This is a genomic window from Streptomyces sp. MBT53 (assembly GCF_016654115.1).
Classification (GTDB): Bacteria; Actinomycetota; Actinomycetes; order Streptomycetales; family Streptomycetaceae; genus Streptomyces.
On the sequence record NZ_JAEQAZ010000321.1, the window covers coordinates 1 to 12,233 of the forward strand.

The following is a 12,233-nucleotide window of genomic DNA, read 5'->3' on the forward strand; positions in this document are numbered from 1 at the left end:
CGCATCGCGAAAGACGTGCTCAGCGCGGGTGCGGCGACCAAGGTGTGCATGCCGGACGGGCCCGAGGAGTTCGCCCGGGTCCTCGCGTCCGGCATGCACACCTTGGTCGCCGCACCCGCGCTGAGCACGTCTTTCGCGATGCGGACGGACTCTCCGTCGGTGCGCCGGGCGACCGGATCGATGACGACCAGGAGCTGATCGGAAGTCGCGAAAGTCGCCACCTCGGCCATGCCTCGCTTCCTCGGGTAGCATCTTTGTGCAAGAGCCCCTTGCGCTATTGCGCCAGGGGCTTCGTCTATTCCGGGGCATCCGGTCCGACGGGTTGCGGCCGACGAGGGTCGCTGACGTACGAGGCACACGCTGTGCGGCGTACGTCTCTGACCTTGGACATGCCCCGCCCGGAAGGGGTGTACGCGCGTGCCCGCACTTGTGCTGCTCGGTGCTCAGTGGGGTGACGAAGGCAAGGGAAAGGCGACGGACCTGCTAGGTGGTTCCGTCGACTATGTGGTGCGCTACCAGGGCGGCAACAACGCCGGCCACACGGTAGTCGTGGGCGATCAGAAGTACGCCCTTCACCTGCTCCCTTCCGGGATCCTCACACCGGAGTGCACTCCGGTCATCGGCAACGGTGTCGTCGTCGACCCGTCGGTCCTGTTCTCCGAGCTGAACGGGCTGAACGAGCGCGGCGTCGACACGTCCAAGCTCCTGATCAGCGGTAACGCTCACATCATCACGCCCTACAACGTGACGGTGGACAAGGTGACCGAGCGCTTCCTCGGGAAGCGGAAGATCGGGACGACCGGCCGCGGCATCGGCCCGACCTACGCGGACAAGATCAACCGCGTCGGCATCCGGGTCCAGGACCTCTACGACGAGTCGATCCTGACGCAGAAGGTCGAGGCCTCCCTCGACATCAAGAACCAGATGCTCACCAAGCTCTACAACCGGCGCGCGATCGCCATCGAGCAGGTCGTCGAGGAGCTGCTGTCCTACGCGGACCGCCTCAAGCCGTACGTCGCCGACACGGTCCTCGTCCTCAACCAGGCGCTGGACCAGGACAAGGTCGTCCTCTTCGAGGGCGGGCAGGGCACCCTCCTGGACATCGACCACGGGACCTATCCCTTCGTCACGTCCTCCAACCCCACCGCGGGCGGCGCGTGCACGGGCGCGGGTGTCGGCCCCACCAAGATCAGCCGGGTCATCGGCATCCTGAAGGCGTACACGACCCGGGTCGGCTCGGGCCCGTTCCCGACCGAGCTGTTCGACGCGGACGGCGACGCGCTGCGCCGGATCGGCGGCGAGCGGGGCGTCACCACCGGCCGTGACCGGCGCTGCGGCTGGTTCGACGCGGTCATCGCCCGCTACGCGACCCGCGTGAACGGCCTGACCGACTTCTTCCTCACCAAGCTCGACGTCCTCACCGGCTGGGAGCAGATCCCGGTCTGCGTGGCCTACGAGATCGACGGCAAGCGCGTCGAGGAACTCCCGTACTCGCAGACCGACTTCCACCACGCGAAGCCGATCTACGAGAACCTGCCCGGCTGGAGCGAGGACATCACGAAGGCCAAGACCTTCGCGGACCTCCCGAAGAACGCGCAGGCGTACGTGAAGGCGCTGGAGGAGATGTCGGGCGCGCCGATCTCCGCGATCGGTGTCGGACCGGGACGTACGGAGACGATCGAGATCAACTCGTTCATCTAGGACGGCGGTTGAGCCGTTTTCGACGGCCGCACTTGGGCCGGTCTTGGGAAACCTTGACCGGCCCTTGGGCTGTCCGTGGTTACGCCGGTAACAGGTGGAGGCCAGCATCTACGCGGGTAGCCCGCCGCGCCCCGCACGCACCACCCGCCCTCTGTGCCCTTCCAGGAGCCCTGAATGCCCGTCAATCCCATGAACCGTCGTGAGTTCGTGCAGAAGTCCGCCGTCACCGGCGCTGTCGTGGCCGTCGCGGGGACGGCGGCGGCGACCCCGGCCGAGGCCGCCGACCGGCACAAGCCGAAGCCGACGCCGAAGCCCAAGACCTGGTCGTTCTCGATCCTGGGCACGACCGACCTGCACAGCCACGTCTTCAACTGGGACTACTACACCAACGCCGCCCCGGTGGACTCCAAGGGCAACACCTACGGCATCGCCCGCATCGCCACCCTGGTCAAGAACCTGCGCGCCGAGAAGGGCGAGCACCGGGTGCTGCTCGTCGACGCGGGCGACATCATCCAGGGCACGTCCCTCGCGTACTACTACGCGAACGTCGACCCCATCACGGGCAAGGACGGCAAGCGCGGCCCCAAGCACCCCATGGCCGTCGCCATGAACGAGATGCGCTACGACGCCGCCGCCCTCGGCAACCACGAGTTCAACTACGGAGTGGACGTGCTGCGCGCCTTCGAGAAGCAGTGTCACTTCCCGCTGCTCGGCGCCAACGCCCTGGACGCGAAGACCCTCAAGCCCGCCTTCGAGCCCTACACCGTCAAGTGCATCAAGGTGCCCGGCGCACCGGACATCAAGGTCGGCATCCTCGGCCTCACCAACCCGGGCATCGCGCTGTGGGACAAGGACAACGTCAGCGGCAAGCTGGTCTTCCCCGGGCTCGTCGAGCAGGCGAAGAAGTACGTGCCGCGGCTGCGCGCGCTCGGCTGTGACGTCGTCTTCCTCACCGACCACTCCGGTCTGGACGGCTCGACGTCGTGGGGCGACGAACTCCCGTACGTGGAGAACGCGTCGAACCTGGTCGCCCAGCAGGTCCCCGGCATCGACGCGATCCTCGTCGGCCACACCCACGTCGACGTCCCCACCTACACGGTGAAGAACGACGAGACCGGCGAGGACGTCCTCCTGTCCGAGCCGTACTGCTACGGCTACCGCCTGTCCGTCTTCGACTTCGAGCTGGAACTCGTGCGCGGCTGCTGGAAGATCACCAGCAAGACGGCGACCACGCTCAACAGCAACACCGTCGCCGAGGACCCGAAGATCACCGAACTCCTCACCGCCGACCACGACCTGGTCGTCAAATACGTCAACACGGCGATCGGCACCAGCACCGTGGACATGTCGACCGCGGAGGCCTGCTGGAAGGACGTCCCCGCCATCGACTTCATCCACGAGGTACAGATGGAGACGGTCAAGGCGGGCCTGTCGGCGGCGGACGCCGCGCTCCCGCTGATCTCGGTGGCGGCCTGCTTCAGCCGCACCGCCGACATCCCCAAGGGCGACGTGACCATCCGCGACGTCGCCGGCCTCTACATCTACGAGAACACCCTCTACGGCAAGAAGCTCACCGGCGCCCAGCTCAAGGACTACCTGGAGTTCGCGGCGAAGTACTACCACCAGGTCCCGGCCGGCACCGCGGTCGACACCGCGACCCTCACCAACGCCAACAGCTTCTGGGACTACATGTACGACACGGCGGCCGGTGTCTCCTACGAGATCGACATCGCGGCGGCCGAGGGCTCCCGCATCAAGAACCTCACCTACAACGGCGCCGCCATCCCCGACGACCAGGTCTTCGTCGTCGCGGTCAACAACTACCGCGCCAACGGCGGCAGCGGCTACCCGCACATCGCCGCCGCGGAGTCCGCCTACAGCTCCACCAACCAGGTCCGCGACCTGATGATCGCCTACGCCACGGCCAAGGGCACGATCGACCCGTCGACGTTCGCGGCCTCCAACTGGAAGCTGACCCAGGCGGGTACGGCGGTCTTCTAACGGTCCGTTCCTGTGAGTTGCTGTGAATGATCAACTTCACGGCATCCTCACACCGGACATTCGCTACGTTCCGTCCATGCCCTATCGAAGACGGTTGTCCCCGGCGGCGCTCCTGTTCCTGTTCCTGGAGGGAGCGCTCGCCGTCTTCGTCTCCGTGGGCCTCTACGGCGACGGGTCGAACGGCATGTGCGACTTCGCGACCCAGGACCTCCACCGGCACGTGGCCTACGCACTGTGGGCCTCGCTTCCGGCGACCTGGGCGCTGCTGTACCTGGGCAACACCTGGCTGCGGTACGTCACTTGGGCGGCCGCGGGACTACGACTGCTCTTCGGTACGGCGACGGGGACGCTGATGCTGATCGCGGGAGGGACGAGCCTGTGCTGAAGCCGCTCCGGGAGGAACTCGTCGGACTCTGGGCCGAGTCGCTCCTGACCGTGACGTCCGCCGCGTGGTGGACCTACCTGGTGTGGGCCCACCCCGACGCCCTCTACGCCGACCCCGCGCCCGTGGTGCTCATCCTCACGGTCGTGCTGTCGTTGCTGGTGACGTGGACCGTGTGGCTTCGGACGGATCGGCTGCGGAGCGCGAACCTGGCGCTGGTCGCGGTCCGTGGCGTAGTGGTACTGACGTTGTCCCTCTGGTTCCTTCAGGATCTGTAGGTCAGTCGGGGCAGGTGAGCGGCAGGCCGAGGCAGGCGTGCAGGGCCTGGCTCAACCTCCTGTCGACAGCCGCCCGTTCGGTCTCGGAGGGCGGCTCCTCCGGCGGGATCAGTGCGTACGGCAGCGCCGTGGTCAGCACGGCGAGCGTGACCGTGTCCCGTTCGGTGCCCCAGGGCAGATGCGGGGTCACATGCTCGGTCAGCCAGTCCCAGGCACTCCCGTGCCACTCGGTGTCCGTACGGAGGACGGCGGCGTACGTCATCGCCGGTTCGGTCCGTGCCATCGCCGCGACGACCGGATGCTCCCGCAGCAGCCGGGCCGCCCGCACCACGAAGTGCACCCCCAGACACTCCCGTGGCGGCAGCGGGCCGGGGACCTCCAGGGCCCGCTGCAGCACGCGCTTCAGTTCCTGCAAGGTGGCTTCGCGCAGCAGTACCTGGGGATCGGCCCAATTCCGGTAGAAGAACTGGCGGTTGGAGTCGGCCAGCCGGGCGATATGGGTGACACCCACGCGCCGGGGCCCGCGCATGGCCATCGCGTCCAGCGTCGCGCGGTGCACGGTGCCCATTCCGGGCGGAGCCTGGACATGCTTCGAGCTGCTCATGTGAGCAGTCTGGCGTGGGGGGAGGGTGGGTGTCCCAAAAAAGTGTGTCGGTTTCGCCTGAAAGTGTCACGCTTTTTTGGGGAGGGGGTAGGAGGAGCTCTCACCGGGACGCCCCCTTTGTCCGGGCATATCCTGAAGTGGTCCGCCCCGCGCACGCCGACCAGGAGAAGGTGACTGCGATGCGCATGATGCTGAAAGCGTCCATGGACACGGAGAAGGGGAACGAGGCCATCCGCAACGGGACTCTGGGGAAGCTGATGGAGGAGTCCCTGGAGCAGATCAAGCCCGAGGCGGCCTACTTCACCGCCGACGGCGGCAAGCGCACCGCGTTCCTGTTCTTCGACCTGAAGGACGCCTCCGACATTCCGTCGATCAGTGAGCCGTTCTTCCTCAACCTGGGTGCCGAGCTGACCTGGACCCCGGTGATGAACGCGGAGGACGTCCAGACGGGTCTCGGCAAGATCCGCTAGGTCATCGGTCCTGCGGTGTCCCCTGGATCTTGGCGAGGGTCAGGACACCGCCGCCGATGCCCCATCCGGCGTCGGCGACCTCTTCCACCAGGACGAGCGTGGTGGCCCGTGCGCCGTCGCCGAAGATCTCGGCGTACAGGTCCGTGGTGCGCGTGATGATCTGCTCCTTCTGCTCGGCGGTGAGGGCGCCGGCGGGGACCTTGAAGTTCGCGAACGGCATGGTGCTCTCTTTCGTAGCGCTGTCGGTGTGGGGCAACTGTCCGTCCCCGACGTCCGCCGGGCCAGGGCTGAGCCCACCCAGGGGTTGCCGGCCCCTGGCTCGGACCCCGCCGGAGAGGCGACGATGAGCGGGTGAACCTTCCCGAGCTCGCGGCGTTCCTCAGGTCCCGGCGTGACCGGGTCCGGCCGGCCGACGTCGGGCTGCCCGTCGGGCCCCGGCGCCGGGTGCCCGGCCTGCGGCGCGAGGAGGTCGCGCAACTGGCGGGGCTGTCGGCCGACTACTACACCGAGCTGGAGCGCGGACGCGGCGCCCAGCCCTCGGCCCAGACACTGAACGCCCTCGCCCGGGCGCTGCGGCTGGGCGGCGACCAGCGCGACCACCTGTTCCACCTCGCCGACCGGCCGTTGCCCGAGTCGGCGCGCGGCGCGGGCGCGCGGCACGTACAGCCCGCCCTGCTCGGGCTGTTGGACCGGCTGGCCACCACCCCGGCCAGGTCATCACCGACCTGCACGAGACCCTCGTACAGAATGAGTTGGCCGCCGCCCTGCTCGGGCGGGCGCCGGAGCCGCGCGGTCCCGCCACCGGGTTCGCGTACCGCTGGTTCACCGATCCGGCCGCCCGCGCGATCTACCCGCCCGAGGACCATCCGCACCAATCACGGGTCTTCGTCGCCGACCTGCAGGCGGTGGCCGCCCGCCGGAGCCGTGACAGAGAGGTCGCCGGGATGACGGCCGCGCTGCGGCGGCGCAGCGCGGAGTTCGCCGCCCTGTGGGACACCCACGACGTGGGCCTGCGCCGCACCGATCACAAGCGCATCGTGCATCCCGCGCTGGGGGTCGTCGAGCTGGACTGCCACAGTCTGTTCAGCGAGGACGGCCGCCAGCGGCTGCTGTGGTTCACGGCCCCGCCCGGTACCGAGGGCGCCGCCCAGCTCGAACTGCTCGGCGTCATCGGCACGCAGGACATGGCCGCGACCGAGGACACCCCTGGTACGCGTCGTTAGCTGAACACGATCATCGAGCCCTGGGCCAGGCTGCGGGTCGCCGCCGCGTGCAGCCCGAGCCAGACGTGCCGTTCGCGCGCGAACGGGCTGGGGTCGTACGGCGCGGCGACGGCCGGTTCCTCCAACTCCGTGGGAGCGGCGGGGGGTTGCGGTGCCGTCGGTGGGTTGGCCGGGTCGATGCCGATCGTCGGGGCCACGAACTCCAGCTCCCGAAGCAGTGTTTGGGACGAGCCCAACGGGCCGCCGCCCGCGAGGAGTTCGTCGTTCGCGAGGGGGTGCGGGAAGTCGACCGGGACGTAGGCGCCCGCGTGGTCGTAGTGCCAGACCAGGTGGGACTGCTGGGCCGTGGTCTCGAACATCTCCAGGAGCTGTTCGTAGTCGCCGCCCAGGTCGTCCACCGGGGTGACCGGGAGCCCGCAGACCTGGAGGAGGTAGGCCCGGCGCAGGAAGTGCAGCGCGTCGTAGTCGAAGCCCGCGACCGGGGCGACCTCCCCGGACAGCCCCGGCATGTACTGGTACACCGGCACCGGGGGGAGCCCGGCCTCGTCCAGCAGCGAGTTGTAGAGCGCGAGTTCGTCGGCGAACGGATTGTCGGGGGTGTGGCACAACACGTCGACGAGCGGGACCAGCCACAGGTCACAGGCCAAAAGGGGCTCCTCGGTTACTCGCTGCGCAGCGTGGTGTTCGCATGGTGGTCAGGCAAGAGTAGGGGGAAGAGTAGTCGGTGCGGCCCGGGTCAGCTCCCCTCGTGCAGGTCCCATACCCACACGCCGTCCACCCACTTACCGGGTTTGCCGACCAGCTTTTCCACAGCGGTGCGGAGCTTGTCGTCGTTGGGCTGCGGCGCGACGACGAGGGCGCCCGCGTGCCAGTACGCGAAGTCGGCCTTGGCCTGCGCCTGCCAGTTCTTGCCGATGGTGGGGATGACGCCGGTGTAGCGGACGTCCCGCAGCATGTTGGAGGTGTAGCGGGGCGAGGCGCCGTAGATGCCGATGCGGTCGGCGCCGTAGGGGCCGTTGAAGTAGCCGCCGGGCATCTTGAAGCCGAGGTGGGCGGCGGTCTGCCAGTGCAGCGCCTCCGCCGCGCCGGGGTCGGCCAGCGGGAGCGGGACCAGGGACTCGCCGGCGCGGACGTACGACTTGTAGGTGCCGTCGGTGAAGAAGGCGGGTACGGCCGCCCGGTCGACCGCCTTCAGCGGTGCGGGGACGAGGGGGAGCAGCGCCAGGCATACGGCGAGCAGGCCCACGTACTGCGTGCCCAACTCCCGTGTCGCGGCCAGGCGTTCGACCGCGAGCGCGACCAGCATGCCCAGCGCGGGTGCGCAGATCATCGCCACCCGGCCCTCGATCACCGACTCGAAGAGCGGCTTGTGGGCGAGCAGGGCCCAGGGGCCGGGGTAGATCGTGTCCGTGAGCGGGATGCGGATCTTGGGGCCCATGGAGAGGATCGCGGCGGCGACCGCGGTGAACGCCAGCGCCTTGACCAGGGCGTGTTCCCACAGTCGTACGACGATGGCGAAGGCCAGGGCGACCAGCGGCCAGCCGTAGAAGGCGTTCTGTTCGGTGGGGTTGAGGGAGAGGGAGTTGGCGCGGATCTCGTCGCCCGCCATCAGGGAGCGTTCGGCGAAGGAGAGGAGCGCGAGGGGGCTGTTGCCCGCGTTGTCGCCGTGCAGGACGCTCTTGTAGCTCTGCGGACCGACGAACTGATACCAGAGCGGGATCAGGATGATCGGCGCGCAGATCCCCGCCGCGATGCCCAGGCCCTTGAGGAGCGGGCGCCAGGACGCCCGGACGACATCCCTGTTGAGGACGCCGTAGGAGGCGGCGAACAGGACCATGCCCATCGACGCCAGGAGCAGGGGCTCCTCGCCGAGGAAGATCTGGTACGCCGCCATCAGGCCGAGCACGACCCCGTCGCGGACCACTCGCGTGCCCGCGCACAGGCGCAGGGCGCGGTCGATGATCAGCGGGATCATGAAGAGGATGACGAAGTTGGGGTGCGCGTTGGCGTGGCTGACCATCGGCGGGGCGAAGGCCGCGAGCGAGGCGCCGACGAAGGCCGCGGCCCGTTGCCGTACGACCCGCTTCACGATCAGCCAGTACCAGGCGGCGGCCGTGGCCGCGAGGCCGAGCGCCATGCAGACGCTGAGGGAGACCGCGGGTCCGGCCAGCAGGGTGAGCGGCGCGAAGGGGACGGACAGGCCGAGCATGACCGTGTTGGCCATGAGGTTCACGCCGTCGGGGAAGCCCTGGAGGTTGGAGAAGAACGGGTTGTGGAGGTGGGCCACGTTGTCGGCGGTGACCGCGAAGAACCACTCCCACTGGTTCTGGTCCTGGAGCGAGTCCTCCAGGTAGCGGTGGCTCGGGTCGAAGAAGCGGCCCGAGTAGAGGGCGACCGACATGAGGAGGAAGAGGAGGGGGACCAGGACGTCCACCGGGCGCAGGGAGCGGGCGCGGAGGCGGGCGAGTTCGGTGAGGACCCGGGCGTAGTCCAGGGGCCGTACCTTCGAGCCGGACTGGTGGGACCAGCGCACCGGGACCTCGGCGACGTCCCAGTCGGCGCGGCGGAAGTGCTGCAGGACCTCTACGTCGATGCCCCAGCCGTTGATGCGGGAGGCGGCGAAGGCCTCGCGGGCGCGGTCGCCGTCGAAGAGCTTGAAGCCGCACTGGGTGTCGCGTATGCCGGGCACCGCGGCCTTGCGTATCAGGAAGTTGCCCGCGCGGCCCAGGAGTTCACGGACCGGGTGCTGGTGGCTCTCGATGGTCGCGCCGGGCGCGGCCCGGGAGCCGATCGCCGCCGCACGGCCCTCGCCGAGTTCCTTGTCGAGTTTCTCCAACTCCTCGATGGGCGCGGCCAGATCGGCGTCGGTGACCAGGACCCGGCGTCCGCGCGAGGCGGCGACCCCGAGGCGCAGGGCGTGGCCCTTGCCGCGGTTGCGGGGGCTGGTGACCAACTGCACACGCCGGTCGGCGCGGGAGGTGACGACCTCCCTCGTCCCGTCGTCGGAGCCGTCGTCGGCGACGATGATCTCCCAGTCGCCGAAGCGGCCCTCGTTGTCGCCCAGATACGCGGTGATCGCGTCGAGCGTCGGCCCCAGCCGCTGTTCCTCGTTGTAGGCGGGCACGACGACACTGAGGTCCACGACGACGACACTGGGGTCCACGGCCGGAGCGGCCCTTTCCGGTCCGGTCACCGCGCGGCCAGCCGCTCGATGAGGGCGAGGGAGTGCGTGTTGTACGCCAGGACGATCGCGCGCGCGGCCGGGGTGTCGCGGCGCGCCAGGGCGTCGACGAGTTCGGTGTGCTCGGCCCACAACTGCCCGCGCAGATCGGTCAGTCGGCGCAGATGCTGCACGGTGCACACCCAGGACTGGACGCGCAGCCGGTGCAGGAAGTCGCCGAGGTAGGGGTTGCCGAACATGGTGCTCAGCTCGCGCCAGTACCGCAGGTCGTAGCCGATCAGCACGGTGAGGTCACCGGCCTCGGCGGCGCGCTGCGCCTCCTCGCCGCGGCGGCGGACCCCGGCGAGCGCGGCGACCGTACGCGGGTCGTCGGTGCGGTCGAAGACGGGGTGGCCGCCGGCCAGCGCCAGGAACATGCCCTCGGTGACCAGCGCGCGGGCCTCGATCATGCCGCGGTGGTCGGCCACCGAGTACTCGTGGACGCGGAAGCCGCGGTGCTGGTCGGCCTCCAGGAGTCCCTGCGCGGAGAGATCGACGAGGGCTTCCCGGACCGGGGTCGCGGAGACGCCGTACTGCTCGGCGATCTCCTTCACCGTGAACTCCTGGCCGGGTTGGAGCCGGCCGGCCAGGACCTCGTCGCGAAGCGCGTCGGCGATCTGCTGCCGCAGGGTGCTGCGGGTCACGGCGCCGTTGCCGCTGCTTCCGGGCATCGTCGGAGCGTCTCCCTCGTCGCGTTCGATGGCGTACTCGTATATGTCTACGAGCACGTCACCTTACGCGTTCGGGTTCCCGCCCTGCCCGTATCCGGGCACCAGGGAGACGGACCCGCCCATTCCGGGTACTACGAGGTGAATTCGACGGCGTACTACGACGTGAATTCGTCCGCCACGGACAGCGCGGTGTCCAGAGCGGCGAGTCCCTCCTTCAGTTCGGCCTCGCTCACATTGAGCGGCGGGACGACGTGGGTGCGGTTCATGTTGACGAACGGCCACAGCCCCTGCTGCTTCGCGGCGGCCCCGAACGCGGCCATCGCCGCGTTCGCCTCACCGGCCGCGTTGTAGGGCACCAGCGGCTCGCGCGTCTCCCGGTCCTTCACCAGGTCCAGCGCCCAGAACATGCCGACCCCGCGGACCTCCCCGACGCTCGGGTGCCGCTCGGCCAGCGCGCGCAGCGCGGGCTCGACGACGGTCGTACCGAGGTGCTTCGCGTTCTCCACGACCCCCTCCTCGGCCATGACATTGATCGTGGCGACGGCCGCGGCGCAGGCCAGCGGGTGCCCGGAGTACGTCAGGCCGCCCGGGTAGGCGCGCTTGCCGAAGGTGTCCGCGATCGCGCCGGAGATGGCGACCCCGCCGAGCGGTACGTATCCGCTGTTCACGCCCTTGGCGAAGGTCATCAGGTCCGGTACGACGTCGAACAGGTCGGCCGCGAACCACTCACCGGTCCGCCCGAACCCGGCCATCACCTCGTCGAGGACGAAGACGATCCCGTACTTGTCGCAGATCTCCCGCACCCCGGCGAGGTAGCCGGGCGGCGGCACCATGATCCCGGCCGTGCCCGGCACGGTCTCCAGGACGATCGCGGCGATCGTGGCCGGCCCCTCGAAGGCGATCGTCGTCTCCAGGTGCTCCAGCGCGCGCTCGCACTCCTGCTCCTCGGTCTCCGCGTAGAAACGGGACCGGTACAGGAAGGGCGCCCAGAAGTGCACGACCCCGGCCGAGGCGCTGTCGCTGGCCCAACGGCGCGGATCCCCGGTGAGGTTGATCGCCTGCTGCGTACCGCCGTGGTACGAGCGGTAGGCGGAGAGCACCTTCGGCCGGCCGGTGTGCAGCCGGGCCATGCGCGTCGCGTGCTCGATCGCGTCGGCGCCGCCGTTGGTGAAGAAGATCTTGTCCAGGTCCCCGGGCGTCCGCTCGGCGATCAGCCGGGCCGCCTCCGAGCGGGCCTCGATCGCGAACGCGGGCGCGAAGGTGGTGAGGGTCGCGGCCTGCTCCTGGATCGCCGCGACGACCTTCGGGTGCTGGTAGCCGATGTTCGTGTAGACGAGCCCACTGGTGAAGTCCAGGTAGCGCCTGCCGTCGTAGTCCCAGAAGTACGACCCCTCCGCGCCGGCCACGGCGAGCGGGTCGATGAGCTCCTGCGCGGACCAGGAGTGGAACACATGCGCACGGTCCGCGGCCTTCACGGCGGCGCCGGCCTGGGGGTTGGGCTGAGGGGTCATGGCGGCGAGCGTAAATGTCCGCGATGCGGAAAAGGTATCGGCGGTCTGTCTGCGGTAGCGGGGTTTCCGCGACAGGTTGTCCAGGGTGGGTGTCCGGTACGGGAGCCCGCCGAACTGTGTAGGTGAAACTAACCGGTCACAGGGGTGGACTGGTTAGTTTCACCTACACAGT

General features: G+C 69.2%; 11 protein-coding genes and 2 pseudogenes. 6 read left to right on the top strand and 7 right to left on the bottom strand.

Features of this window, described 5'->3' with window-relative positions:
* Nucleotides 1-230, bottom strand: a pseudogene (locus tag JHN45_RS53800) (hypothetical protein); the annotation flags it as partial.
* A gap of 187 nt (nucleotides 231-417) precedes the next feature.
* Between JHN45_RS53800 and JHN45_RS49570 the strand changes: the two are divergent.
* The 4 genes from JHN45_RS49570 (at nucleotide 418) to JHN45_RS49585 (ending at nucleotide 4,362) form a co-directional block, all read left to right on the top strand.
* Entirely contained in the window at nucleotides 418-1,701 is a 1,284-nt protein-coding gene (locus JHN45_RS49570) for an adenylosuccinate synthase (protein WP_201056040.1), read from the top strand.
* 174 nt (nucleotides 1,702-1,875) lie between these two features.
* Nucleotides 1,876-3,702, top strand: coding sequence for a bifunctional UDP-sugar hydrolase/5'-nucleotidase (locus tag JHN45_RS49575; RefSeq protein ID WP_200715603.1), 1,827 nt, complete (start codon nucleotides 1,876-1,878; stop codon nucleotides 3,700-3,702).
* Between the two features lie 76 nt (nucleotides 3,703-3,778).
* Nucleotides 3,779-4,087, top strand: a complete 309-nt coding sequence (locus tag JHN45_RS49580) for a hypothetical protein (RefSeq protein ID WP_200715602.1) — start codon at nucleotides 3,779-3,781, stop codon at nucleotides 4,085-4,087.
* Nucleotides 4,081-4,362 carry a hypothetical protein gene (locus tag JHN45_RS49585; RefSeq protein ID WP_201056042.1) on the top strand — a complete coding sequence of 94 codons (282 nt, stop codon included), beginning with the start codon at nucleotides 4,081-4,083 and terminating at the stop codon, nucleotides 4,360-4,362. The genes JHN45_RS49580 and JHN45_RS49585 overlap by 7 nt, the downstream gene beginning before the upstream one ends.
* 1 nt (nucleotide 4,363) lies before the next feature.
* Here JHN45_RS49585 and JHN45_RS49590 read toward each other — a convergent pair whose 3' ends face one another.
* Nucleotides 4,364-4,966, bottom strand: a complete 603-nt coding sequence (locus JHN45_RS49590; RefSeq protein ID WP_201056045.1) for a TetR/AcrR family transcriptional regulator — start codon at nucleotides 4,964-4,966, stop codon at nucleotides 4,364-4,366.
* A 179-nt stretch (nucleotides 4,967-5,145) separates the two neighbouring features.
* Here JHN45_RS49590 and JHN45_RS49595 point away from each other — a divergent pair, with 179 nt between their 5' ends.
* Nucleotides 5,146-5,436 carry a hypothetical protein gene (locus JHN45_RS49595; protein ID WP_200691667.1) on the top strand — a complete coding sequence of 97 codons (291 nt, stop codon included), beginning with the start codon at nucleotides 5,146-5,148 and terminating at the stop codon, nucleotides 5,434-5,436.
* Between the two features lies 1 nt (nucleotide 5,437).
* Here JHN45_RS49595 and JHN45_RS49600 read toward each other — a convergent pair whose 3' ends face one another.
* Nucleotides 5,438-5,656, bottom strand: a complete 219-nt coding sequence (locus tag JHN45_RS49600) for a 4-oxalocrotonate tautomerase family protein (protein ID WP_200715599.1) — start codon at nucleotides 5,654-5,656, stop codon at nucleotides 5,438-5,440.
* Nucleotides 5,657-5,787: 131 nt separating this feature from the next.
* Here JHN45_RS49600 and JHN45_RS49605 point away from each other — a divergent pair.
* Nucleotides 5,788-6,659 (top strand): annotated as a pseudogene (locus JHN45_RS49605) (helix-turn-helix transcriptional regulator).
* On the opposite strand, the gene JHN45_RS49610 reads toward JHN45_RS49605, so the two are convergent.
* The 4 genes from JHN45_RS49610 to JHN45_RS49625 all read right to left on the bottom strand — a co-directional run bounded on the left by JHN45_RS49610 (nucleotide 6,656) and on the right by JHN45_RS49625 (nucleotide 12,061).
* On the bottom strand, nucleotides 6,656-7,306 hold the full coding sequence (locus JHN45_RS49610) for a hypothetical protein (protein WP_200715597.1): 651 nt from the start codon (nucleotides 7,304-7,306) through the stop codon (nucleotides 6,656-6,658). The pseudogene JHN45_RS49605 and the gene JHN45_RS49610 overlap by 4 nt on opposite strands.
* Before the next feature lie 89 nt (nucleotides 7,307-7,395).
* Nucleotides 7,396-9,822, bottom strand: coding sequence for a dolichyl-phosphate beta-glucosyltransferase (locus JHN45_RS49615; protein ID WP_201056047.1), 2,427 nt, complete (start codon nucleotides 9,820-9,822; stop codon nucleotides 7,396-7,398).
* A 26-nt stretch (nucleotides 9,823-9,848) separates the two neighbouring features.
* Nucleotides 9,849-10,550 (bottom strand): GntR family transcriptional regulator, encoded by a 702-nt coding sequence (locus JHN45_RS49620; RefSeq protein WP_200715604.1) that lies wholly within the window; start codon nucleotides 10,548-10,550, stop codon nucleotides 9,849-9,851.
* Nucleotides 10,551-10,705: 155 nt separating this feature from the next.
* Entirely contained in the window at nucleotides 10,706-12,061 is a 1,356-nt protein-coding gene (locus tag JHN45_RS49625) for an aspartate aminotransferase family protein (RefSeq protein WP_200715595.1), read from the bottom strand.
* Nucleotides 12,062-12,233: the final 172 nt, after the last annotated feature.

What these genes read in the sequence shown, in the direction of transcription:
- JHN45_RS49595 (WP_200691667.1), top strand. Translation starts at nt 5,146, where the DNA reads ATGCGCATGATGCTGAAAGCGTCCATGGACACGGAGAAGGGGAACGAG.
- JHN45_RS49575 (WP_200715603.1), top strand. Translation starts at nt 1,876, where the DNA reads ATGCCCGTCAATCCCATGAACCGTCGTGAGTTCGTGCAGAAGTCCGCC.
- JHN45_RS49590 (WP_201056045.1), bottom strand. Translation starts at nt 4,966, where the DNA reads ATGAGCAGCTCGAAGCATGTCCAGGCTCCGCCCGGAATGGGCACCGTG.
- JHN45_RS49580 (WP_200715602.1), top strand. Translation starts at nt 3,779, where the DNA reads ATGCCCTATCGAAGACGGTTGTCCCCGGCGGCGCTCCTGTTCCTGTTC.
- JHN45_RS49620 (WP_200715604.1), bottom strand. Translation starts at nt 10,550, where the DNA reads ATGCCCGGAAGCAGCGGCAACGGCGCCGTGACCCGCAGCACCCTGCGG.
- JHN45_RS49600 (WP_200715599.1), bottom strand. Translation starts at nt 5,656, where the DNA reads ATGCCGTTCGCGAACTTCAAGGTCCCCGCCGGCGCCCTCACCGCCGAG.
- JHN45_RS49625 (WP_200715595.1), bottom strand. Translation starts at nt 12,061, where the DNA reads ATGACCCCTCAGCCCAACCCCCAGGCCGGCGCCGCCGTGAAGGCCGCG.